21 protein-coding genes are annotated in these 22,172 nt (G+C 73.6%); 16 read left to right on the top strand and 5 right to left on the bottom strand.

The window, feature by feature from the left end; translation table 11 throughout:
• Positions 1–7: 7 nt before the first annotated feature.
• From ACIQR3_RS20395 to ACIQR3_RS20360, 8 genes are all read left to right on the top strand, one after another.
• Positions 8–1,114 carry a quinone-dependent dihydroorotate dehydrogenase gene (locus ACIQR3_RS20395; protein WP_403540749.1) on the top strand — a complete coding sequence of 369 codons (1,107 nt, stop codon included), beginning with the start codon at positions 8–10 and terminating at the stop codon, positions 1,112–1,114.
• Positions 1,111–1,950, top strand: coding sequence for an orotidine-5'-phosphate decarboxylase (pyrF, locus tag ACIQR3_RS20390; RefSeq protein WP_403540747.1), 840 nt, complete (start codon positions 1,111–1,113; stop codon positions 1,948–1,950). The genes ACIQR3_RS20395 and pyrF overlap by 4 nt, the downstream gene beginning before the upstream one ends.
• Before the next feature lie 285 nt (positions 1,951–2,235).
• A complete protein-coding gene (locus tag ACIQR3_RS20385) occupies positions 2,236–2,559 on the top strand; it encodes an integration host factor (RefSeq protein WP_190206445.1) in 324 nt (107 codons plus the stop codon).
• A 37-nt stretch (positions 2,560–2,596) separates the two neighbouring features.
• The gene (gene gmk, locus ACIQR3_RS20380) at positions 2,597–3,190 is read left to right on the top strand and encodes a guanylate kinase (RefSeq protein ID WP_403540745.1); all 594 of its coding nucleotides are present in this window, start codon (positions 2,597–2,599) and stop codon (positions 3,188–3,190) included.
• Between the two features lie 62 nt (positions 3,191–3,252).
• Positions 3,253–3,525, top strand: a complete 273-nt coding sequence (gene rpoZ / locus ACIQR3_RS20375; protein ID WP_003988945.1) for a DNA-directed RNA polymerase subunit omega — start codon at positions 3,253–3,255, stop codon at positions 3,523–3,525.
• Positions 3,526–3,632: 107 nt separating this feature from the next.
• Positions 3,633–4,835 carry a bifunctional phosphopantothenoylcysteine decarboxylase/phosphopantothenate--cysteine ligase CoaBC gene (gene coaBC / locus ACIQR3_RS20370; protein WP_403541050.1) on the top strand — a complete coding sequence of 401 codons (1,203 nt, stop codon included), beginning with the start codon at positions 3,633–3,635 and terminating at the stop codon, positions 4,833–4,835.
• A gap of 240 nt (positions 4,836–5,075) precedes the next feature.
• Positions 5,076–6,284 carry a methionine adenosyltransferase gene (gene metK / locus ACIQR3_RS20365; RefSeq protein WP_403540742.1) on the top strand — a complete coding sequence of 403 codons (1,209 nt, stop codon included), beginning with the start codon at positions 5,076–5,078 and terminating at the stop codon, positions 6,282–6,284.
• A gap of 150 nt (positions 6,285–6,434) precedes the next feature.
• Positions 6,435–8,594, top strand: a complete 2,160-nt coding sequence (locus ACIQR3_RS20360; protein WP_403540741.1) for a primosomal protein N' — start codon at positions 6,435–6,437, stop codon at positions 8,592–8,594.
• 83 nt (positions 8,595–8,677) lie between these two features.
• On the opposite strand, the gene ACIQR3_RS20355 is transcribed toward ACIQR3_RS20360, so the two are convergent.
• The gene (locus ACIQR3_RS20355) at positions 8,678–9,223 is read right to left on the bottom strand and encodes a hypothetical protein (RefSeq protein ID WP_403540738.1); all 546 of its coding nucleotides are present in this window, start codon (positions 9,221–9,223) and stop codon (positions 8,678–8,680) included.
• Positions 9,224–9,537: 314 nt separating this feature from the next.
• On the opposite strand from ACIQR3_RS20355, the gene fmt reads away from it, so the two are divergent.
• The 7 genes from fmt (at position 9,538) to ACIQR3_RS20320 (ending at position 16,799) form a co-directional block, all read left to right on the top strand.
• Positions 9,538–10,470, top strand: a complete 933-nt coding sequence (fmt, locus tag ACIQR3_RS20350; RefSeq protein WP_403540736.1) for a methionyl-tRNA formyltransferase — start codon at positions 9,538–9,540, stop codon at positions 10,468–10,470.
• A 79-nt stretch (positions 10,471–10,549) separates the two neighbouring features.
• A complete protein-coding gene (locus ACIQR3_RS20345) occupies positions 10,550–11,968 on the top strand; it encodes an RsmB/NOP family class I SAM-dependent RNA methyltransferase (protein ID WP_403540733.1) in 1,419 nt (472 codons plus the stop codon).
• 415 nt (positions 11,969–12,383) lie between these two features.
• The gene (gene rpe, locus ACIQR3_RS20340) at positions 12,384–13,070 is read left to right on the top strand and encodes a ribulose-phosphate 3-epimerase (RefSeq protein ID WP_403540731.1); all 687 of its coding nucleotides are present in this window, start codon (positions 12,384–12,386) and stop codon (positions 13,068–13,070) included.
• A 145-nt stretch (positions 13,071–13,215) separates the two neighbouring features.
• Positions 13,216–14,259 carry a sugar-binding transcriptional regulator gene (locus tag ACIQR3_RS20335; RefSeq protein WP_215167954.1) on the top strand — a complete coding sequence of 348 codons (1,044 nt, stop codon included), beginning with the start codon at positions 13,216–13,218 and terminating at the stop codon, positions 14,257–14,259.
• Between the two features lie 28 nt (positions 14,260–14,287).
• Positions 14,288–14,644 carry a barstar family protein gene (locus tag ACIQR3_RS20330; RefSeq protein ID WP_403540729.1) on the top strand — a complete coding sequence of 119 codons (357 nt, stop codon included), beginning with the start codon at positions 14,288–14,290 and terminating at the stop codon, positions 14,642–14,644.
• Positions 14,645–14,883: 239 nt separating this feature from the next.
• The gene (locus ACIQR3_RS20325; RefSeq protein WP_403541048.1) at positions 14,884–16,326 is read left to right on the top strand and encodes a GuaB1 family IMP dehydrogenase-related protein; all 1,443 of its coding nucleotides are present in this window, start codon (positions 14,884–14,886) and stop codon (positions 16,324–16,326) included.
• Between the two features lie 20 nt (positions 16,327–16,346).
• Complete coding sequence (locus ACIQR3_RS20320) at positions 16,347–16,799, top strand: Lrp/AsnC family transcriptional regulator (protein WP_215167956.1); 453 nt, start codon at positions 16,347–16,349, stop codon at positions 16,797–16,799.
• Here the strand turns inward: ACIQR3_RS20320 and secD are convergent.
• From secD to ACIQR3_RS20300, 4 genes are all read right to left on the bottom strand, one after another.
• The gene (secD, locus tag ACIQR3_RS20315) at positions 16,788–19,148 is read right to left on the bottom strand and encodes a protein translocase subunit SecD (RefSeq protein WP_403540727.1); all 2,361 of its coding nucleotides are present in this window, start codon (positions 19,146–19,148) and stop codon (positions 16,788–16,790) included. The two genes, ACIQR3_RS20320 and secD, sit on opposite strands and share 12 nt — an antisense overlap.
• Before the next feature lie 78 nt (positions 19,149–19,226).
• Entirely contained in the window at positions 19,227–19,745 is a 519-nt protein-coding gene (locus ACIQR3_RS20310; protein WP_403540724.1) for a hypothetical protein, read from the bottom strand.
• A 47-nt stretch (positions 19,746–19,792) separates the two neighbouring features.
• The gene (locus ACIQR3_RS20305; protein WP_403540723.1) at positions 19,793–20,503 is read right to left on the bottom strand and encodes a response regulator; all 711 of its coding nucleotides are present in this window, start codon (positions 20,501–20,503) and stop codon (positions 19,793–19,795) included.
• Positions 20,504–20,505: 2 nt separating this feature from the next.
• Positions 20,506–21,498 carry a sensor histidine kinase gene (locus ACIQR3_RS20300; RefSeq protein ID WP_403541046.1) on the bottom strand — a complete coding sequence of 331 codons (993 nt, stop codon included), beginning with the start codon at positions 21,496–21,498 and terminating at the stop codon, positions 20,506–20,508.
• A gap of 295 nt (positions 21,499–21,793) precedes the next feature.
• Here ACIQR3_RS20300 and ACIQR3_RS20295 point away from each other — a divergent pair, with 295 nt between their 5' ends.
• A complete protein-coding gene (locus ACIQR3_RS20295; protein ID WP_403540720.1) occupies positions 21,794–22,123 on the top strand; it encodes a TraR/DksA family transcriptional regulator in 330 nt (109 codons plus the stop codon).
• Positions 22,124–22,172: the final 49 nt, after the last annotated feature.

The raw sequence follows: 22,172 nt of genomic DNA, 5'->3' as shown, positions 1-22,172 counted from the left end.
CACCACCATGTACCAGACCTTCTTCTCCCTCGTCTTCAAACGGATGGACGCCGAGCGCGCCCACCACCTCGCCTTCCGCTGGATCCGGCTGGCCGCCCGCGTCCCCGTCCTGCGCACCTTCGTCGCCGCCGTGCTCGCGCCCCGCTACAAGGAGCTGCGCACCGAGGCCCTGGGCCTGCGCATGCACGGCCCCTTCGGCCTCGCCGCCGGCTTCGACAAGAACGCCGTCGCGATCGACGGCATGGCGATGCTCGGCTTCGACCACGTCGAGATCGGCACCGTCACCGGCGAGCCGCAGCCCGGCAACCCGAAGAAGCGGCTGTTCCGCCTCGTCCCCGACCGGGCGCTGATCAACCGCATGGGCTTCAACAACGACGGCTCCCGCGTCGTCGCCGCCCGCCTGGCCACCCGTGAGCCCGTCTTCCGGACCGTGGTCGGCGTCAACATCGGCAAGACCAAGGTCGTCCCCGAGGGGGAGGCCGCCGGCGACTACGTGAAGTCCGCCGAGCGCCTCGCGCCGTACGCCGACTACCTGGTCGTCAACGTGTCGTCGCCCAACACGCCCGGCCTGCGCGACCTCCAGGCGACCGAGGCGCTGCGTCCCCTGCTGACCGCCGTCCGCGAGGCCGCCGACCGGGTGGTCACCACCCGCCGGGTGCCGCTTCTGGTGAAGATCGCGCCCGACCTCGCCGACGAGGACGTCGACGCGGTGGCCGACCTCGCCGTGGAACTGGGCCTGGACGGCATCATCGCCACCAACACCACCATCGCCCGCGAGGGCCTCGGCCTGACCTCCCCGCTCTCCGTCGTCAAGGAGACCGGCGGCCTGTCCGGCGCCCCGCTCAAGGCACGCTCCCTCCAGGTGCTGCGGCGGCTGTACGCGCGCGTGGGCGACCGGATCACCCTGGTCGGGGTCGGCGGCGTCGAGACCGCCGAGGACGCCTGGGAGCGCATCCTGGCCGGTGCCACGCTGGTCCAGGGGTACAGCGCCTTCATCTACCAGGGCCCGTTCTGGAGCCGGGCGATCCACAAGGGACTCGCCGCGCGCCTGCGCCAGAGCCCCTACGCCACCCTCGCCGACGCGGTCGGCGCCGATGTGAGGAAGAAGCCATGACCGAGCCCTTCGGTACGCGTCTGCGGCGGGCCATGGACGAACGAGGCCCGCTCTGCGTGGGCATCGACCCGCACGCCTCCCTGCTCGCCGAGTGGGGCCTGGACGACGACGTCGCCGGTCTGGAGCGGTTCAGCCGCACGGTGGTGGAGGCGGTGGCCGGCCGGGTCGCCGTCCTCAAGCCGCAGAGCGCCTTCTTCGAGCGGTTCGGCTCCCGCGGTGTCGCCGTCCTGGAGAAGTCCGTCGAGGAGGCCCGGGCGGCCGGCGCGCTGGTCGTCATGGACGCCAAGCGCGGCGACATCGGCTCCACCATGGCCGCGTACGCCGAGTCCTTCCTGCACCGGGACGCCCCGCTGTTCTCGGACGCGCTGACGGTCTCGCCGTACCTCGGCTACGGCTCGCTGAAGCCGGCCGTCGACATGGCGCGCGAGCACGGAGCGGGCCTGTTCGTGCTGGCGCTGACCTCCAACCCGGAGGGCGCCGAGGTCCAGCACGCGGTACGGGGCGACGGACGGAGCGTCGGCGCGACGGTGCTGGCCCACCTCGCGGCCGAGAACGCGGGGGAGGAGCACCTCGGCTCCTTCGGCGCGGTGGTCGGCGCCACGCTCGGCGACCTCTCCTCGTACGACCTGGACGTCAACGGTCCGCTGCTCGCGCCCGGCATCGGCGCCCAGGGGGCCACGCCGGCCGATCTCCCCGGGGTCTTCGGGGCGGCGGTGCGCAATGTGGTGCCGAACGTCAGCCGGGGTGTCCTTCGTCACGGTCCGGACATCAGTGCGCTGCGCGCGTCCGCGGACCGGTTCGCCGAGGAGATCCGGGCCGCGGTGGCCGCGGTGTGACTCTCGCCGCATTCCCGGTGCTCACCGAGCGGTCCCGTCGGACGGGGTCCGGGACCGCTTGAGCCTGGATACATCCTCAAATCCGAGGCAGTATGTGGTAAATGTCCGTCCTCGCAGAGGCTGACCAGGACTTTTCCGCTGTTCTCGCTGACTCTTGCGGCCTTGACCGCTAGTCTCCGGGAAGAGTCAACGGGCAAGCGTGTTGCTCGTAGCTCCCCTGGTGTGGGGCGACTAGGTTCCTCACCGGTCCGTATCCGACAGTTCGACATCCGAGGTGACGTAGGCGTGGCTCTTCCGCCCCTTACCCCTGAACAGCGCGCAGCCGCGCTCGAAAAGGCCGCCGCGGCTCGCCGGGAGCGGGCCGAGGTCAAGAATCGACTCAAGCACTCCGGCGCCTCCCTGCACGAGGTCATCAAGCAGGGCCAGGAGAACGACGTCATCGGCAAGATGAAGGTCTCCGCCCTCCTCGAGTCCCTGCCGGGCGTGGGCAAGGTCCGCGCCAAGCAGATCATGGAGCGACTGGGCATCTCCGAGAGCCGTCGCGTGCGTGGCCTCGGCTCCAACCAGATCGCCTCCCTGGAGCGCGAGTTCGGCAGCACCGGCAACTGAGTCCGGACCACCCCGGTATTGCTGGAATAATCGCCGCATGGCTGCAACACCCCGGGGGACGACCCCCGTACCCCCGGAATCACGTCCGCGGCTGACCGTGCTCTCCGGCCCCTCGGGGGTCGGCAAGAGCACGGTCGTCGCTCATCTGCGCAAGGAACACCCCGAGGTCTGGCTCTCGGTGTCGGCGACGACCCGCCGGCCGCGCCCCGGCGAGCAGCACGGCGTCCACTACTTCTTCGTCACCGACGAGGAGATGGACAAGCTGATCGCCAACGGCGAGCTGCTGGAGTGGGCCGAGTTCGCGGGCAACCGCTACGGCACGCCGCGCGCGGCCGTGCTGGAGCGGCTGGAGGCCGGGGAACCGGTCCTGCTGGAGATCGACCTCCAGGGCGCCCGGCAGGTGCGCGAGTCCATGCCGGAGGCCCAGCTGGTGTTCCTCGCCCCGCCCTCCTGGGAGGAGCTGGTGCGCCGGCTCACCGGCCGGGGCACCGAGCCGCCCGAGGTGATCGAACGCCGTCTCGCGGCGGCCAGGATCGAGCTGGCGGCCGAGCCGGAGTTCGACAGCACCCTGGTCAACACCTCCGTCGAGGACGTGGCACGCGAGCTGCTAGCCTTGACGAACGTCGTGTGATGGTCACTGGTCAGCCTGCGATCATCCCGGCTTCATCTTTCCCATCCATCGGAAGGTAGAGCGTGTCCTCTTCCATCTCCGCGCCCGAGGGCATCATCAACCCGCCGATCGACGAGCTCCTCGAGGCCACGGACTCGAAGTACAGCCTCGTGATCTACGCGGCCAAGCGGGCCCGCCAGATCAACGCGTACTACTCGCAGCTCGGCGAGGGCCTCCTGGAGTACGTCGGTCCCCTCGTCGACACGCACGTGCACGAGAAGCCGCTCTCGATCGCGCTGCGCGAGATCAACGCGGGGCTGCTGACGTCCGAGGCCGTCGAGGGCCCGGCGCAGTAACCGTTTCTCCTCCACCACAGGCCCGGCGGCGCGACCGCCGGGCCTGTGGTGTGTGATGGGGACACACGTAGGGGACATACGTTCTTCGAGGTCGGTCGGGAGAGATGGTGGACAAGCCCAAGGTCGTGCTCGGGGTCAGCGGCGGCATCGCCGCGTACAAGGCCTGTGAGCTGCTGCGCAGGTTCACGGAGTCGGGACACGACGTCCGGGTCGTCCCCACCGCCTCCGCGCTGCACTTCGTCGGCGCCGCCACCTGGTCCGCCCTGTCCGGCCACCCGGTCTCCACCGAGGTGTGGGACGACGTCCACGAGGTGCCGCACGTCCGCATCGGCCAGCACGCCGACCTCGTCGTGGTCGCCCCGGCCACCGCGGACCTGCTCGCCAAGGCCGCCCACGGCCTCGCCGACGACCTCCTCACCAACACGCTGCTCACCGCCCGCTGCCCGGTCGTCTTCGCCCCCGCCATGCACACCGAGATGTGGGAGCACCCGGCCACCCAGGAGAACGTGGCGACGCTGCGCCGCCGCGGCGCCGTCGTCATCGACCCCGCCGTCGGCCGCCTCACCGGCGTCGACACCGGCAAGGGCCGGTTCCCCGACCCGGCCGAGATCTTCGAGGCGTGCCGCCGCGTACTCGCCCGGGGCGTGAGCACGCCGGACCTCACCGGCCGGCACGTCGTCGTCAGCGCCGGCGGCACCCGAGAGCCCCTCGACCCGGTCCGCTTCCTCGGCAACCGCTCCTCCGGGAAGCAGGGCTACGCCCTCGCGCGCACCGCCGCCGCCCGGGGCGCCCGGGTGACGCTGATCTCGGCCAACGCCGCGCTGCCCGACCCGGCCGGCGTGGACGTGGTCCCCGTCGGGACGGCCGTGGAACTGCGCGAGGCGGTGCTGGCCGCCCTGCCGGACGCCGACGCGGTGGTGATGGCGGCGGCGGTCGCGGACTTCCGCCCGGCGGCCTACGCGACCGGGAAGATCAAGAAGCGGGACGGTCAGGAACCCGAACCCCTCACCCTGGTGCGCAATCCGGACATCCTCGCGGAGATCTCCGCCGGCCGGACCCGCCCCGGACAGGTGATCGTCGGCTTCGCGGCCGAGACGGACGACGTCCTGGCCAACGGGCGCGCCAAGCTGCAGCGCAAGGGGTGCGACCTGCTGGTGGTGAACGAGGTGGGGGAGCGCAAGACGTTCGGCGCCGAGGAGAACGAGGCCGTGGTGCTCGGCTCCGACGGCACCGAGACCCCCGTACCGCACGGGCCGAAGGAAGCCCTGGCCGACACCGTGTGGGACCTGGTGGCCGGGCGGCTCGCATGACCGTCCCGTCCGCCTCCCGGCCCACTCGCACCTCGTACATTCGTCCGTGGCGGCCCTGGCCAAGGGTGCAGCTCATTGGGCACAATGCGGGTGCCGCAGGTCACAGCCTTCTTGAGAGTCGAGACGGGTGGGCCCGCGACCGAGTGCGACCGATAAACTGTTCACGGACGTCGCCGGGTGCAGCTCCCCGTGCCGTCCGACCATGATCAGCCAGCAGCCGCTGCAACCCCAGGGAGCGTTGTGTCCCGTCGCCTGTTCACCTCGGAGTCCGTGACCGAGGGCCACCCCGACAAGATCGCTGACCAGATCAGCGACACCATTCTCGACGCGCTCCTGCGCGAGGACCCGACCTCCCGGGTCGCCGTCGAAACCCTGATCACCACCGGCCTGGTGCACGTGGCCGGCGAGGTCACCACCAAGGCCTACGCCGACATCGCCACCCTGGTGCGCGGCAAGATTCTGGAGATCGGCTACGACTCCTCCAAGAAGGGCTTCGACGGGGCCTCCTGCGGCGTCTCGGTGTCGATCGGGGCCCAGTCGCCCGACATCGCGCAGGGTGTCGACACCGCTTATGAGAACCGCGTCGAGGGCGACGAGGACGAGCTGGACCGGCAGGGCGCCGGCGACCAGGGCCTGATGTTCGGCTACGCCTCCGACGAGACGCCGACGCTGATGCCGCTGCCGATCTTCCTGGCCCACCGGCTGTCCAAGCGCCTCTCCGACGTCCGCAAGAACGGCACGATCCCCTACCTGCGCCCCGACGGCAAGACGCAGGTCACCATCGAGTACGACGGCGACAAGGCCGTCCGCCTCGACACGGTCGTGGTCTCCTCCCAGCACGCCTCCGACATCGACCTGGAGTCGCTGCTCGCCCCCGACATCCGCGAGTTCGTCGTGGAGCCGGAGCTGAAGGCCCTGCTCGACGACGGCATCAAGCTCGACACCGAGAACTACCGCCTGCTGGTGAACCCCACCGGCCGCTTCGAGATCGGCGGCCCGATGGGCGACGCCGGCCTGACCGGCCGCAAGATCATCATCGACACCTACGGCGGCATGGCCCGCCACGGCGGCGGCGCCTTCTCCGGCAAGGACCCGTCCAAGGTCGACCGCTCCGCCGCGTACGCGATGCGCTGGGTCGCCAAGAACGTCGTCGCCGCGGGCCTCGCCTCCCGCTGCGAGGTCCAGGTCGCCTACGCCATCGGCAAGGCCGAGCCGGTCGGCCTGTTCGTGGAGACCTTCGGCACCGCCAAGGTCGACCACGAGAAGATCGAGAAGGCGATCGACGAGGTCTTCGACCTCCGCCCGGCCGCCATCATCCGCGACCTCGACCTGCTCCGCCCGATCTACTCGCAGACCGCGGCGTACGGTCACTTCGGCCGCGAGCTGGACGACTTCACGTGGGAGCGCACGGACCGCGTCGAGGCGCTGCGCGAGGCCACGGGCCTGTAGGCCCACGGCGGTCTCATCACGTCGCGCACGAGGCCCGGCGGTCCCTTCGGGACGCCGGGCCTCGGTGTGTCCCGGACCGTCCAGGACTGGTGACCGGGACTGGTGACCGGTCGCCGTCGGCTGTCAGTGGGCTTTGGTAAGAATGCAGGTGTGAGCAGCGAGAACGAGCAGACGGGCGGCGGCGCGCAGGGTGCGCCGCCCGAGCAGCTCGCGCTCATCCGGGAGAGCGTGCGCAAGGCCGCCGTGCCCCGGGCCAAGCCGCGGACCTGGCGCGGGGCGGCGCTCGCCCCGAAGCTGCCGGTCGCGCGGGTGCTGGTCGACAAGGGTGTGCTCCACCTCGACCGCTACTTCGACTACGCCGTGCCCGAGGAGCTGGACGCCGACGCGCAGCCGGGCGTGCGGGTGCGGGTACGGTTCGGGGCCGGGCGGGGGCGGGTCAGGGACGGGCGGCGCGAGGGCGGCGGGCTCATCGACGGCTTCCTCGTCGAGCGGCGGGCCGAGTCCGACTACTCCGGGCCGCTGGCCGCGCTGGCCCAGGTGGTCTCGCCCGAGCCGGTGCTCGGGGAGGAACTGCTCGGGCTCGCGCGCGCCGTCGCCGACCGGTACGCGGGCAGCCTCGCCGATGTGCTCCAGCTCGCCGTGCCGCCGCGCAACGCGCGGGCCGAGCGGCGGGCCTCGCCCGACCCGCTGCCCCCGCCGCCCGCGCCGGCGCCGGGTTCCTGGGAGCGGTACGCGCACGGGCCGGCCTTCCTGGCCGCACTGGCCTCGGGCGGCACACCGCGCGCCGTGTGGAACGCGCTGCCGGGTCCCGGGTGGGCCGAGGAGCTGGCGCGGGCGGTGGCGGCGGCCCTGGCCTCCGGGCGGGGGGCGCTCGTCGTGCTGCCGGACGGGCGGGCGGTCGCCCGACTCGACGCCGCGCTGACCGGCGTCCTGGGGGAGGGCCGGCACGCGGTCCTCACCGCCGACGCCGGGCCCGAGAAGCGGTACGGGCAGTGGCTGGCGGTGCGGCGGGGTTCCGTACGGGCCGTGATCGGGACCCGCGCGGCCATGTTCGCCCCGGTGCGGGAGCTGGGGCTGGTCGCCCTGTGGGACGACGGCGACGACAGTCACAGCGAGCAGCACGCCCCGCAGCCGCACGCGCGGGAGGTGCTGCTGCTGCGGGCGGCCCAGGACGGGTGCGCCTTCCTGCTGGGCGGCTGGAGCTGCACCGTGGAGGCCGCCCAGCTCGTGGAGAGCGGCTGGGCGAGGCCGCTGGTCGCCGGCCGGGAACAGCTGCGGGCCGCCGCTCCGCTGGTGCGGACCGTCGGCGACCAGGACCTGGCCCGGGACGAGGCCGCCCGGGCCGCCCGGCTGCCGACCCTCGCCTGGCAGGCCGTCCGGGACGGGTTGCGGCACGGGCCGGTACTGGTGCAGGTGCCCCGGCGCGGTTACGTACCGCGGATGGCGTGTGCCGTCTGCCGGGCGCCGGCGCGGTGCCGGCACTGTTCCGGGCCGCTGGAGGGGCAGGAGGCCGGGGCGGCGTCGCGCTGCGGGTGGTGCGGACGGGAGGAGGCCGGGTGGCACTGCCCGGAGTGCGGGTCGTTCCGGCTGCGCGCCCAGGTGGTGGGGGCGCGGCGCACCGCCGAGGAGCTGGGGCGGGCCTTTCCCGCCGTACCGGTGCGCACCTCCGGGCGGGAGCATGTGCTGGACACCGTGCCCGGGGCGCCCGCGCTCGTCGTCAGCACGCCGGGGGCCGAACCCGTCGCCGAGGGCGGGTACGCGGCGGCGCTGCTGCTCGACGGCTGGGCCATGCTCGGCCGTCCCGACCTGCGGGCCGGTGAGGACGCGCTGCGGCGCTGGATCGCGGCCGCCGCGCTGGTCCGGCCGCAGTCGGCGGGCGGCACCGTGGTCGTCGTCGCCGAGCCGACACTCAGGCCGGTGCAGGCGCTGGTGCGGTGGGACCCCGTCGGCCACGCCGTGCGGGAGCTGGCGGAGCGGGCCGAGCTGGGCTTTCCTCCGGTGTCGCGGATGGCCGCCGTCTCCGGGCCGGCGGAGGCGGTGGCGGAGTTTCTCGGTGCGGTGGAACTGCCGGGCGAGGCGGAGGTGCTGGGCCCCGTTCCGCTGCCGGTCACCGCCGTGGGCCGGGCGCGGCGGCCGGGGGCGCCGCCGCCCGGGGAGCAGTGGGAACGGGCCCTGGTGCGCGTGCCGCCGGGGCGCGGGGCGGCGCTGACCTCGGCGTTGAAGGCCGCGCAGGCCGCGCGGCTGGCGCGCGGGGGTGGCAGCGGCGCGGCGCGGGTATGGGTGCGGGTCGATCCGCCCGACATCGGGTGAGGGGGCGTGGAGCGCCGGGTGGAGACACACCGCTGCCCTCCCGGAAGGAGACGGGAGGGCAGAGAGCGGGGGAGGCGCGCCGGTCAGCCGTTGCGCGGGCCGGGGAACGCGGTGGGCCTGGGGTCCTCGCGCAGCACGGGGCTGCCCGCCGTCGGCTGGGTCGGCATGGCGCGGGCGGCGGGGACCGTGGGGACGGGGGAGATGCCCGCGCCCACGTTGACCGTGCGGGCGCCCGGGGCCTCCGGGGTGTGCTCGGGTTGCGCCGGGGCGGGCTGGGCGGTGGGGCGGCGGGCGCCGTACCGGCGGTGCACCGCCTGCTTGGTGACCCCGAGAGCGGAGCCCACCGCGTCCCACGAGAAGCCGAGCGAGCGGTCGAAGTCCACGGCGGCCGTGACCAGGGTCTCGACGCTGTCCCGCAGCTCCTGGGCGAGACGGACCGTCGGCGCGGGGGCGCGCCCGTAGACGACGAAGCCCGTGGAGGGGCCGGAGCGGCGCGGGCGGTAGACGTTGCCCAGCTGGGCGGTGAGCGTGCGCAGCGCGTCCACCTGCCGGCGGACCCGCTCGATGTCCCGCACCAGCAGGTGCAGGCTGGCCCGAGCCTGGGCGTCGTGAGTTGCGTGGTCGGCCATGAACAAGCCTCTCGAACCGGCGTTGAAAGGGAGCGGGCCGCGCGGGCGACCCGTGTGGTCAACTCTTTCTTGACCAACGCGGGATCGCTCCGTGGGTCACGGGGTGGGGCGTGGGGGGTTGGTGTGCGCGCCCCCTCGGCCTGCGGCCTTCGGGGGCTTTCTCTCTCCCGCACACCACCGTTTCCGGTCGGACAACGGACAAGAGGTGAGCGTCGCTGGCGGGGGCTGGGCGCCGTCGGCGGCCCGCGGTGGTCCGCCTCGTAGACTGGTGCGCTGCTTGCCGACCGTTCCCGCCCGAGAGGCCCGTCCCACTCATGAAGCTGGTCTTCGCCGGTACCCCCGAGGTCGCCGTCCCCGCCCTGGACGCCCTGATCGCCTCCGAGCGGCACCAGGTGGCCGCCGTCGTCACGCGGCCCGACGCGCCGGCCGGGCGCGGGCGCCGGCTGGTCGCCTCGCCCGTGGCCGAGCGGGCCGAGGAGGCCGGGATCGAGGTGCTCAAGCCCGCCAAGCCGCGCGACCCGGAGTTCCTGGAGCGGCTGCGGGAGGTCGGGCCCGACTGCTGCCCCGTCGTCGCCTACGGTGCCCTGCTGCCCCGGGTCGCGCTCGACGTCCCCGTCCACGGCTGGGTCAACCTGCACTTCTCGCTGCTGCCCGCCTGGCGGGGCGCCGCCCCGGTGCAGCATGCCGTGATGGCCGGCGACGAGATCACCGGCGCCTCCACCTTCCTCATCGAGGAGGGCCTGGACTCCGGGCCGGTCTACGGAACGCTCACCGAGACCGTCCGGCCCACCGACACCAGCGGCGACCTGCTGACCCGGCTCGCCCTCGCGGGCGCCGGCCTGCTCGCCGCGACCATGGACGGCATCGAGGACGGCACCCTGAAGGCCGTACCGCAGCCCGCGGAGGGGGTCAGCCTGGCTCCGAAGATCACCGTCGAGGACGCCCGGGTCGACTGGACCGCCCCGGCGCTGCGCGTGGACCGGGTGGTACGCGGCTGCACCCCGGCACCCGGTGCCTGGACCACCTTCCGCGGCGAGCGGCTCAAGCTGGTGCAGGCGGTGCCCGTGGCCGACCGGACGGATCTCGCCCCGGGCCGGCTCGGCGTCGGCAAGAACAACGTGTACGTCGGCACCGGCTCGTACGCCGTCGAGCTGCTGTGGGTGCAGGCGCAGGGCAAGAAGCCGATGCGGGCGGCGGACTGGGCGCGCGGGGTGCGGATCGCCGACGGGGAGCGGCTGGGCGGCTGAGCCGACCTCGGCAGGGGGCAGTGACCGGACCGACGTAGGCTGACGGGTGCACCCCTTCCCACACCCGGAGCACCTTTTCGTGAGCGATCAGCCTCGTCGTCCCCGCAAGCCCGGCAAGCCCTACCGGCGGCCCCAGAAGGACCCCGTCCGCATCCTCGCCTTCGAGGCGCTGCGAGCCGTGGACGAGCGGGACGCCTACGCCAACCTGGTGCTGCCGCCGCTGCTGCGCACAGCGCGGGAGAACAGCGACTTCGACGCGCGGGACGCGGCGCTCGCCACCGAGCTGGTGTACGGGACGCTGCGGCGGCAGGGGACGTACGACGCGATCATCGCCGAGTGCGTCGACCGGCCGCTGCGCGAGGTCGATCCGCCGGTCCTGGACGTGCTGAGCCTGGGAGTGCACCAGTTGCTGGGGACGCGGATCCCCAGTCATGCGGCCGTGTCCGCCACCGTGGAGCTGGCGCGGGTCGTGCTCGGGGACGGGCGGGCCAAGTTCGTCAACGCCGTGCTGCGGAAGGTCGCGCGGGACGATCTGGAGAGGTGGATCGGGAAGGTCGCGCCGCCCTACGACGACGATCCCGAGGACCACCTCGCCGTCGTGCACTCGCATCCGCGGTGGGTCGTCTCCGCGCTGTGGGACTCGCTCGGCGGCTCCCGGGCCGGCATCGAGGAACTGCTGGCCGCCGACAACGAGCGGCCCGAGGTGACGCTGGTCGCCCGCCCCGGCCGGGCCACGACGGAGGAACTGCTCGGCGAGGAGGCGGCCGTGGCGGGGCGCTGGTCGCCGTATGCCGTGCGGCTGACCGAGGGCGGGGAGCCCGGGGCCGTCGAGGCCGTGCGGGAGGGCCGGGCCGGGGTGCAGGACGAGGGCAGCCAGCTCGTCGCGCTCGCCGTCGCGAACGCGCCGCTCGACGGGCCCGACCGGCGCTGGCTGGACGGGTGCGCCGGGCCCGGCGGCAAGGCCGCGCTGCTCGCCGCGCTCGCCGCCGAGCGGGGGGCCTTCCTGCTGGCCTCGGAGAAGCAGCCGCACCGCGCCGGGCTGGTGGCCAGGGCGCTGGCCGGCAATCCGGGGCCGTACCAGGTGATCGCCGCCGACGGCACCCGGCCCGGGTGGCGGCCCGGCACCTTCGACCGGGTGCTCGTCGACGTCCCGTGCACCGGGCTGGGCGCCCTGCGGCGCCGGCCCGAGGCGCGCTGGCGGCGCCGGCCCGAGGACCTGGACGGGTTCGCGCCGCTCCAGCGCGGGCTGCTGCGCAACGCCCTGGACGCGGTGCGGGTCGGCGGGATCGTCGGGTACGCGACCTGCTCACCGCACCTGGCGGAGACCCGGGCCGTCGTCGCCGACGTGCTCAAGCAGGTCCCCGGCGCGGAACTGGTCGACGCCCGGCCGCTGCTGCCCGGCGTGCCGGAGCTGGGCGAGGGGCCGGACGTGCAGCTGTGGCCGCATCTGCACGGGACCGATGCCATGTATCTGGCGCTCATTCGCCGGACCGGCTGAGCCCCGGGCGACGGCGGGGTCGCCCTCGGTGCCCGCCCGGTCAGGTCATGTGCGGCGTACGGTCGTCGTGCGTTCGCTCGTGCACATGTTCGCGTGTTCGCGTGCCTTCGTCGTGCGACCGTCGTACGGGCGGGGCTGGTCACGTCGACCGTTGCCGGGACCGGTCCGAGGGCCTGACGGTGTGACGGCTTCGGCCACCGAGGGTCGTCCGGAAGGCCCCGCCGGCCCGGCCGCCGGCGCCTCGGGGCGGCCGGTGAGCTGCCGCGCGCACGGCGCAGGCCCGGGCACCGGCTGCCCGATGTCCGTGTCCCCGTGCGCCGTGTACCGGACGCCCGCCGCACACCCGGAGAGCGCCGGGACGGGTCAGGTCCGTACCGGAGAGACCCGGCGGGGCCGGGCATGGCAGGCTTGGACCATGGCCGTGCAGATCAACCCCAGCATCCTGTCCGCCGACTTCTCCCGCCTCGCGGACGAGGCGAAGGCGGTGCAGGGAGCCGACTGGCTCCACGTCGACGTCATGGACAACCATTTCGTCCCCAACCTCACGCTCGGTGTGCCGGTCGTGGAGTCCCTCGCCCGCGCGACGGACACCCCGCTGGACTGCCACCTGATGATCGAGGCGCCCGACCGGTGGGCGCCCCAGTACGTCGAGGCGGGGGCCGGTTCCGTCACCTTCCACGCCGAGGCCGCCGCCGCCCCGGTACGCCTCGCCCGCGAGATCCGGGCCAAGGGCGCCCGCGCCTCCATGGCGCTCAAGCCGGCGACGCCCGTCGAGCCGTACGAGGACCTGCTCCCCGAGCTGGACATGCTGCTGATCATGACGGTGGAGCCGGGGTTCGGGGGACAGGCGTTCCTCGACATCATGCTGCCGAAGATCCGGCGGACCCGGGAGCTGATCGCCAAGCACGGCCTGGAGCTGTGGCTGCAGGTGGACGGCGGGGTCTCCGCCTCGACCATCGAGCGGTGCGCGGAGGCGGGCGCCGACGTCTTCGTCGCGGGCTCGGCCGTGTACGGTGCGTCGGACCCGGCCGAGGCGGTGCGTGCCCTGCGCGGGCAGGCGGAGTCGGCGACCGCCGCCGCGTCCTGGGCGTGCGCTCACTGAGAAACGCCGGAGAACGACCAAGAGTGACGGCGGACGACGACCGGTGACCGCTGACGACGACTACTGAAGAACGAGAACGTGAACGGCTCCCGTCAGGGCTGATCGAGTGCGCCGCATCTGCGAGGATGAACGGCGAATCCAGAGTGTGAACAGCAGTGAGGAGAGCGCCGTGTCGGGTATGTCGGCGGGCCGCGCAGCCATGCGGATGGGACCCGCTGAGCTGGTCCAGGCGGCGGCCATGGCCCGCCGTTTCTACCTTGAGGGCAAGTCCAAGATCCAGATCGCGGAGGAGTTCGGCGTCAGCCGCTTCAAGGTGGCCCGGGTCCTGGAGACCGCCCTGGAACGGGACCTCGTACGCATCGAGATCAGGGTGCCGGCCGAGCTGGACGCCGAGCGCTCCGACGCGCTCCGCGCCCGCTACGGCCTGCGCAACGCGGTCGTCGTGGAGTCCCCGGCGGACGCCGAGGAGACCCCCGACCCCGAGAACCTGGGGGAGGTCGCCGCCGACCTGCTCGGCGAGCTGGTCGACGAGGGCGACGTACTGGGCCTGGCCTGGGGCCGTTCCACCATCCACATGGCGGCGGCGCTGGACCGGCTGCCGCCGTGCACGGTGGTGCAGCTGACCGGCGTGTACGACGCCGGGACCGCCGAGCGCGGCTCGGTGGAGGCCGTGCGCCGCGCCGCCCAGGTCTCCGGCGGCGACGCCCACCCGATCTACGCGCCGATGCTGCTGCCGGACGCGGCGACCGCCGAGGCGCTGCGCCACCAGACCGGCATCGCGCGGGCCTTCGAGTACTTCGACAAGGTCACCGTCGCCTGTGTCTCCATCGGCTCCTGGGAGCCCGGCATCTCCACGGTGCACGACATGCTCAGCGACGAGGAGCGCGGCCACTACGCCTCGCTCGGCGTCGCGGCCGAGATGTCCGCGCACCTCTTCGACGCCGAGGGGCGCCGGGTCGGCCGGGACCTGGGGGAGCGGTGCATCACGGTCAAGGCCGACCAGCTCCGCCGTATCCCCGAGGTGGTGGCGATCGCCGGCGGGCAGCGCAAGGCGGCGGCCATCGACGCGGTGCTGCGCTCGGGCCTGGTCACCAGCCTGGTGACGGACACCTCCGCCGCGGACTACCTGATGGCGGCGGGACCGGCCCCCAAGGCCGCGCTCAACCGGGCCGACCCGGACGGCATGTGACGAAGCATCAGGGATCGAGGGAGTGCGCATGACGGAGGGCGGCAGCGGGGCGACGCGGGACCCGGCGGGCCGGATCGTGGTCACGCTGGACCTGGCCGGGGTCACCGACAAGGCCGGCCTGATGGACCGCTGCGCCCGGTCGCTCGGCCTGCCCGAGTGGTTCGGCCGCAACTGGGACGCCCTCGCCGACTCCCTGGCCGACCCCTCCGTCTGGCCCGAGGACGCCGGGGAGCGGGGGCTGCTCCTCGTCGTGGAGAACTGGCGGGAGTACGCCGAGGCGCGGCCCGAGGAGTGGCAGATCGCCGAGGAGGTGTTCGCCGAGGCCACCGACCGCGGCCCCGGCCTCTTCGTCACCCTGGGTCCCGGAGGACCTGCGGCTCCCTGAGGGCCTGCGGCTTCCTGGGGGCCAGCGGCTTCCTGGGGGTTCGCGGCTCCCGGCGGGCCCGCGGCTCCCGGTGGCTTCCGCCCCCGGGTTTCGGAGGTTCCTCCCAACGGTCCTGCGGACAGCCTGGACGTTCTGCCCGGGGCGGGACACGCGTTCGGCATGGGAGAATGAAGTACGTGCTCTTTCCCCCTGGCTGACCTGTCCGGGGGCCACCTCTGATCGACTGGGATGTGCAGCACGTGCGTTTCCTCAACGACATCCAGCCCTCGTACGACCTGACGTACGACGACGTCTTCATGGTGCCGAGCCGCTCGGCCGTCGGCTCGCGGCAGGGCGTGGACCTCCGCTCCCCGGACGGCACGGGCACCACCATCCCGCTGGTCGTCGCCAACATGACCGCCATCGCGGGGCGCCGCATGGCCGAGACGGTGGCCCGGCGCGGCGGCCTCGTGGTCATCCCGCAGGACATCCCGATCGAGGTCGTCACCGACGTCGTCACCTGGGTCAAGAGCCGGCACCACGTCCTGGACACCCCGATCGTGCTGGCCCCGCACCAGACGGTCGCCGACGCGCTCTCCCTGCTGCCCAAGCGGGCGCACGACGCCGGGGTCGTCGTCGACGAGGACGGCAGGCCCGTCGGCGTGGTCACCGACAGCGACCTGAGCGGGGTGGACCGCTTCACCCAGCTCGAAGAGGTCATGTCCAAGGACCTGCTGCTGCTGGACGCGGCCATGGACCCGCGCGAGGCGTTCAACACCCTCGACGCCGCCAACCGGCGCTTCGCCCCGGCCGTCGGCGCGGACGGCAAGCTGGCCGGCATCCTCACCCGCAAGGGCGCCCTGCGCGCCACGCTCTACACCCCGGCCCTCGACGCGGACGGCAAGCTGCGCGTCGCCGCCGCCGTCGGCATCAACGGCGACGTGGCGGGCAAGGCCCAGCAGCTCCTCGACGCCGGCGTGGACACCCTCGTCATCGACACCGCCCACGGCCACCAGGAGTCGATGATCAGCGCCGTCAAGCTGGTCCGCGACCTGGACCCGAAGGTGCCGATCGTCGCGGGCAACATCGTCTCCGCCGAAGGCGTGCGCGACCTGATCGAGGCCGGCGCGGACATCATCAAGGTCGGTGTCGGCCCCGGCGCCATGTGCACCACGCGCATGATGACCGGCGTCGGCCGCCCGCAGTTCTCCGCGGTCCTGGAGTGCGCCGCCGAGGCGAAGAAGTACGGCAAGCACGTGTGGGCCGACGGCGGCGTCCGGCACCCCCGTGACGTGGCGATGGCGCTCGCCGCCGGCGCGTCCAACGTGATGATCGGGTCCTGGTTCGCGGGCACCTACGAGTCCCCGGGCGACCTCCAGCACGACGCGAACGGCCGGGCCTACAAGGAGTCCTTCGGCATGGCCTCCGCCCGCGCGGTGCGCAACCGCACCTCGGAGGAGTCGGCGTACGACCGGGCCCGCAAGGGGCTGTTCGAGGAGGGCATCTCGACCTCCCGGATGTTCCTCGACCCCGCCCGCCCCGGAGTCGAGGACCTCATCGACTCGATCATCGCGGGCGTCCGCTCCTCCTGCACCTACGCCGGTGCCGGCTCCCTGGAGGAGTTCGCGGAGCGGGCCGTCGTCGGCGTCCAGAGCGCGGCCGGCTACGCCGAGGGCAAGCCGCTGCACGCGAGCTGGAGCTGAGCGGTCGGGTACGTGGTCCAGTGCTGAACGATCTCGACGAACGCATCGTGCACGCCCTCGCCGAGGACGCCCGCCGCTCCTACGCGGACATCGGGCAGTCGGTCGGGCTGTCCGCGCCCGCCGTGAAGCGGCGCGTGGACCGGCTGCGCGCCACCGGCGCCATCACCGGGTTCACCGTGCGGGTCGATCCCGCCGCCCTCGGCTGGGAGACCGAGGGCTTCGTCGAGATCCACTGCCGCCGCAACACCTCGCCGGAGACCATCCGGCGAGGTCTGGAGCGCTACCAGGAGGTCGTCGCCGCGTCCACGGTCACCGGGGACGCGGACGCGGTCGCGCAGGTGTTCGCCTCCGACATGCGGCACTTCGAACGGGTGCTGGAACGGATCGCCGGTGAGCCCTTCGTGGAGCGCACCAAGTCCGTCCTGGTGCTGTCGCCGCTGCTGCGGCGCTTCTCGTCGGGCTCACCGGCCTGAACCACCGGTCGGGCCGCCTCCGCGCGGGCTCGTCCCGCCTCCGCGCGGGCTCGTCGCGAGGGTGAGCGGGGCCGCGGTGAAGACGGACGACCAGGTGCCCACCGCCAGACCGATGAGCAGGGCGAGGGCGAAGTCAGTGAGGGCGCCGTCGGCGAGGACGGCGAGGGCGGTGATGACGAGGGCCGCGCCCATGCCGGTGTTGACGGTGCGGGGCAGGGTCTGCAGGATCGCCCGGTTCGTCAGCAGCGGCAGCGGGGTGCGGTCGCGGGCGAGGAGTTCGCGGACGCGGTCGAAGAGGACGACGGAGTCGTTCACGGAGTAGCCCACGACCGTGAGCAGGGCGGCCAGGAAGACCCCGTCGACCGGTTTGCCGAGCCAGGCGAACACCCCGGCCAGGATCAGCACGTCGTGGGCGAGCGCGCCGACGGCCGCGACGGCGAACCGCCGGCGGAACCGGACCGTGAGATACAGCAGTTGGGCGCCGAGCGCGAGGCAGAGGGCGATCAGGGCGTTGCGGCGCAGTTCGTCGCCCAGGCTGGGGCCGATCCGCTCGTCGCGGACCTTCTCCGCCGTGCCGCCGAGCCGCCCGACGGTCTCGGTGAGGGTGGCCGTCTCGGCGGCGCTCAACTGCTCGGCGCGGACCGTGAGCCGCCGGTCGCCGGAGGACTGGACGAGCGTACGGGGAAAACCGGCGTCGGCGAGTGCGGTGCGGGCCCGGTCGGGGTCGACGGGGGCGCTGGTGGAGTACTCGACGAGCCGGCCGCCGGTGAACTCGATGCCCAGGTCCAGGCCGCGGACCAGGATGCCCGAGGCGCTGAGCACCAGAACGGCGGCGGAGGCGGCCAGCCAGCGGCGCGGATGCCGCATCAGTTGCGGGTCGCGGCGCAGCAGCCGGTCGCGGACCCAGCCGGTGCTCGCGATCCCGGTGATACGGGGGCGGCGGCGCACGGCGGGGCGGCCCACCGCGTACTCCGCGAGCACCCGGGTGATCAGCAGGGCGCTGATCATGGAGGCGAGGACGCCGATGCCCAGGGTGACGCCGAAGCCGCGCACCGGGCCGGATGCGAAGAGGAACAGCAGGGCCGCGGCGATCAGCGTGGTGATGTTGGAGTCGGCGATGGCGCTGAGCGCCCCGCGGAACCCGGCCCTGAGCGCCGAGCGGGTACTCGGGCGTCCGGCGGCGGCGTGGGTTTCGCGGGCGCGTTCGAAGACCAGGACGTTGGCGTCCACGGCCATGCCGATGGCGAGGACGAACCCGGCGAGTCCGGGCAGGGTCAGGGTCGCGCCGAGCGCGGCCAGCGCGGCGTAGGAGATCAGGCCGTAGCAGGCCAGGGCCGCGATCGCGAGCAGGCCCAGGAGCCGGTAGACGGCGATCACGAACAGCGCGGTCAGGGCGGTGCCGATGACGGCGGCCCGCGCCGCGGCGCTGAGGGCCGCGTCGCCGAGGGTGGCACCGACGGTGCGCTGCTCGATCGTCTCGACCGGTACGGGGAGGGCGCCGCCGGAGATGAGCAGGGACAGTTCGCGGGCCTCGGCGTCGTCGAAGGAGCCGGTGATCTGGGTGGAGCCGCCCGGGATGCCGGTCCCGCAGGCCACGCTCGGGTCGACCTGCGGGGAGGAGATGACCGCGTCGTCGAGGACGATGGCGACCCGGCGTTCGGCGGCGCCCGCCGGGTGGCAGGCGGCCTCGGCGGTGAGGCGGGTCCAGCGGTCGCGGCCGGTGTCGGAGAAGTCGACGGTGACGTGCCAGCCGGCACCGCTCTGCTGGTCGAACCGGGCGGCGGCGCCCTTGACGTCCTCTCCGGTCAGAGCGGCGTCGGCGAGGCGCAGGGGGCGGCCGGACTCGTCGGGGAGGGTGCGCGAGGTCTCTGCGGCTTCTGCGGCATCTGAGGCGCCTGAGGCACCTGAGGCATCTGAGGCTTCTGCGGCATCTGAGGCGCCTGAGGCACCTGAGGCATCTGAGGTGTCGGCCTCGCCGAGGACGGGATGGACGGTGAGCTGTGCGGTGCGGCCCAGTACGTCGGCGGCCTTCTCCGGGTCCTGTACGCCGGGCAGTTCGACGAGGATGCGGTTCTCGCCGGAGCGGACGAGGGTGGGTTCGGTGACGCCGAGCGCGTCGATCCGGCCGCGCAGCACCTCCAGGGTGCGGTCGGTGGCCTCAGGGCCGGCGTCGGTGGCGGGGGTGGGGCGGGTCTCCAGCACGATCTGGGTGCCGCCGCGCAGGTCGAGACCCAGGAGGACCGGTGCGGTCAGGGCGATGGCCAGGGATACGGCGATCACGGCCAGGGCGAGCAGTGCGCGGGTGCGGGTGCTTGTTTTTCGGCGTGATGAATGGTTCCGGCGTTTCAACGCGAGCCTCCGGCAGGCATGCCGCGGCGGCCGCGAGCGCGACCGCGACGGAAGAAGGAAGGGTGGGGCGGTGAGGTGTCAGGTGCCGGAAGCGGTGGGAGGGGCACGGACGCGGTCGTGGGCCGGGCGGCCGGGGGAGAGGGGAGGACACGCTGAGGGTGCCGGTATGTGCGGGCGGGCGGCGGCCGGGGCGACGGGGCCGCGCGGGCCGGCGGTGTGGTGGTCCGGCGGGGACGGGCGCTCGGCCGGGTGGGGGTGCCGGGTCCTGAGCTGGGGGACGCAGCCGACGGCACAGGGGTCGTCGGCGCGGGGGGCGTCGTCCGCACGCTCGGGGTCGGATGTGGTGGATGTGATGGATGTGGTGGGTGTGGCGGCGGTGTCCGGGGGCCGGCCAGGGCCGACGGACGTACGTTCGGCCGTCGCGGCCGGGCCGGGCAGCGCGCCGGCGCCCGGGCCGGCGTACGCGGGGAGCGTCGGTGTCAGCAGGACGGCGAGGAGCGCGAGGAGCGCGAGGAGCGCGAGGAGTGCGTGGAGCGCGGGAAACGTCGCCGCGAGCCGGTGCGCGGCGGTCGGGACGGCGCCGGGCGTCGGGCGCACGCGCCGTCCCTTTCCGGGGTGATCGGACACGGGATGCCGAGTGGGCGTCAGGGCTCGATGAGCCCGGCGCGGATGGCGTACCGGGTCAGCTCCAGGCGGTCGCGCAGGCCGAGCTTGTGCAGCAGGTTGGCCCGGTGGCGGTGCACCGTCTTGACGCTGATGAACAGGATCTCGGCGATGTCCTTCGAGGAGTGGCCTTCGGCGACCAGTTTGAGGATCTCCTCCTCGCGCGGGGTGAGGAGCCGGTCGGGGTTCTCCTCGCCGTGCCGGACCCGGTCCAGGTAGTTGCGGATCAGGGCGGTGACCGCCCCCGGGTAGAGGAACGGCTCGTTGCGCATCGCGGCCCGGCAGGCGGCGACCAGATCGCGGTCGGCGACGGACTTCAGCACGTAGCCGCAGGCACCGGCCTTCAGCGCCTGGAACAGGTACTGCTCGTTGTCGTGCATGGTGAGCATCAGGATGCGCAGGCCCGGCTTGAGCGCGGCCAGTTCCCGGGTGGCCTGAAGGCCCGTCAGCCGGGGCATGGCGATGTCCAGGACGGCCAGGTCGACGTCCGTGCCCCGGGCCGCCTCGACGGCCTCGGCGCCGTCCCCGGCCTCGGCGACGACCCGTAGGTCCGCTTCCCGTTCCAGGATCAGGCGTACGCCGCGGCGTACGAGGGCGTGGTCGTCGGCGAGCAGGATGCGGATCGGCGTCGCCGGGGCCGCGAACGGCGCCGGGGCCGGGGTGGGTTCAGGGGGCTGGGCCGGATCGGACATGGTCAGGACTTCCTGGGGACGGGGGTGATGAGACGGATCCGGGTGCCGGAACCGGAAGTGGAGGTCAGGTTCAGGGTGGCCCCGGCGAGCAGGGCCCGTTCGCGCATGCCGCGGATGCCGGCGCCCTCGCGGGCGGCCTCGATGCCGCGCCCGTCGTCGGCGATCTCCAGCACCACCGCCTGGCCGGCGCGGCGCAGCCCCACCTCGACGCGCCGCGCGTCGGCGTGCCGGGCCGCGTTGGTCAGGCTCTCCTGCGCGACCCGGTACAGCACCAGCTCGGTCTCCTGGTCCAGGGCGGGCAGGTCGGTGTCGAAGCGGCGTGCCACGTACAGCCCGGTGTGGACGGCGAAGTCCTCCGTGAGCGAGGTGAGCGCGCTGACCAGCCCCAGGTCCTCCAGCACACCCGGGCGCAGGCGGCGTACCAGACGGCGGACCTCGTCCAGGCTGTCGCGGGTGATCTCCTGGGCCTGCCGCAGTTCCTCGCGCAGCGGCTCGTCGGCGTCATCCGCGGCACGCCCCAGCACCAGCAGGATCGCGGTCATGCTCTGCCCGACCTCGTCGTGCAGTTCCTGGGCGATACGGCGGCGTTCCGCCTCCTGGGCGAGCAGCACCCGCGCGCTGGAGGTGGCCCGTTCGTGCTCCAGGCGGTCGAGCATGGCGTTGAACGTGCGGATCAGCTCGGTCACCTCGCCCCCGCGACCACCGCCGGGGCCGTCACCACCGGGGCCACGGCCCCCGCCGGGCACGGGCAGCCGCTGCCCGGGGCGGAGCAGATCCACCGTGGCCATCAGCTTCGTCAGCCGGCCCAGCGGGGCCAGTCCCCAGCGCAGCAGGGCGGCGTTGGCGACCAGCATGACGGCGAGACCGCCCACCAGGATGACCGCCTCGGTCAGCAGCACCGGCACCGAGACCGTCACCGGCGCCCACAGCAGCAGTGCCGTCGCGGTGCCCAGCACCAGGGCGTTGAGCCCGAAGATCCGCCAGAACAGCGACACCGGGAAGTACTCCTCGTTCCGTACCGCCCCCAGGTGGGCGCCACAGCCTGCGATCACGATCGATTCCGGCTCACTCTGCCTTGCTTCCTGCGCGCGGTCGATGGGTCTTGACCCCCATATCCGAGGCCTCGGGCACCCATCCGCCGTCGCCACATGGTTACCGCGCTCCGCAGTGAATGGGGACCGCGCCCGATGGGTTTCCGCCGCGAGGACGAGCAGAGTCGAGGACGAGCAGAGCCGAAGGCGACCGGGCGGCGGCAGCCGTGCCCGGTGCCCCTTGGAAAGGACCCCTCCCGTGCCTCCCGATACCTCCCGGACCGACCCCCGCGCCGGACGGCTGACCGCCGACGACGCGCGCCGACGCCTCGAACACGCCCGCAGCAGCCGGGTGGCCCAGCTCCGGGCCCTCGACGAGAGCGGGGGCACCGCGGCGGACCACCTGCACGCCACGCAGGCCGAGGCGATCGGCAAGGTCCTCAAGGAGATCGACGAGGCGTTCGCCCGTGTCGACGACGGTTCCTACGGCACCTGCCTTGGCTGCGCCAAGCCGGTCCCCGTGGAGCGTCTGGAGATCCTGCCCTACACCCGGTACTGCGTCGGCTGCCAGAGCCGTGCCACCGCGTGAATCCGGTCCGTCTTCCTCTCCCGCTCCCGCCTCGCACGAAGGCAGGGAG

Source organism: Streptomyces sp. NPDC090994 (genome assembly GCF_044768905.1).
In the GTDB taxonomy this organism is placed as follows: Bacteria; Actinomycetota; Actinomycetes; order Streptomycetales; family Streptomycetaceae; genus Streptomyces.
The sequence above is the reverse complement of the archived record's forward strand: the minus strand, read 5'-3'. Positions and strand labels throughout refer to the sequence as shown.

Coding starts and splice junctions, on each gene's coding strand:
- ACIQR3_RS20395 (WP_403540749.1), top strand. CDS start 8: ATGTACCAGACCTTCTTCTCCCTCGTCTTCAAACGGATGGACGCCGAG.
- ACIQR3_RS20330 (WP_403540729.1), top strand. CDS start 14,288: ATGACGGAGGGCGGCAGCGGGGCGACGCGGGACCCGGCGGGCCGGATC.
- ACIQR3_RS20305 (WP_403540723.1), bottom strand. CDS start 20,503: ATGTCCGATCCGGCCCAGCCCCCTGAACCCACCCCGGCCCCGGCGCCG.
- fmt (WP_403540736.1), top strand. CDS start 9,538: ATGAAGCTGGTCTTCGCCGGTACCCCCGAGGTCGCCGTCCCCGCCCTG.
- rpe (WP_403540731.1), top strand. CDS start 12,384: ATGGCCGTGCAGATCAACCCCAGCATCCTGTCCGCCGACTTCTCCCGC.
- gmk (WP_403540745.1), top strand. CDS start 2,597: ATGGCTGCAACACCCCGGGGGACGACCCCCGTACCCCCGGAATCACGT.
- ACIQR3_RS20355 (WP_403540738.1), bottom strand. CDS start 9,223: ATGGCCGACCACGCAACTCACGACGCCCAGGCTCGGGCCAGCCTGCAC.
- pyrF (WP_403540747.1), top strand. CDS start 1,111: ATGACCGAGCCCTTCGGTACGCGTCTGCGGCGGGCCATGGACGAACGA.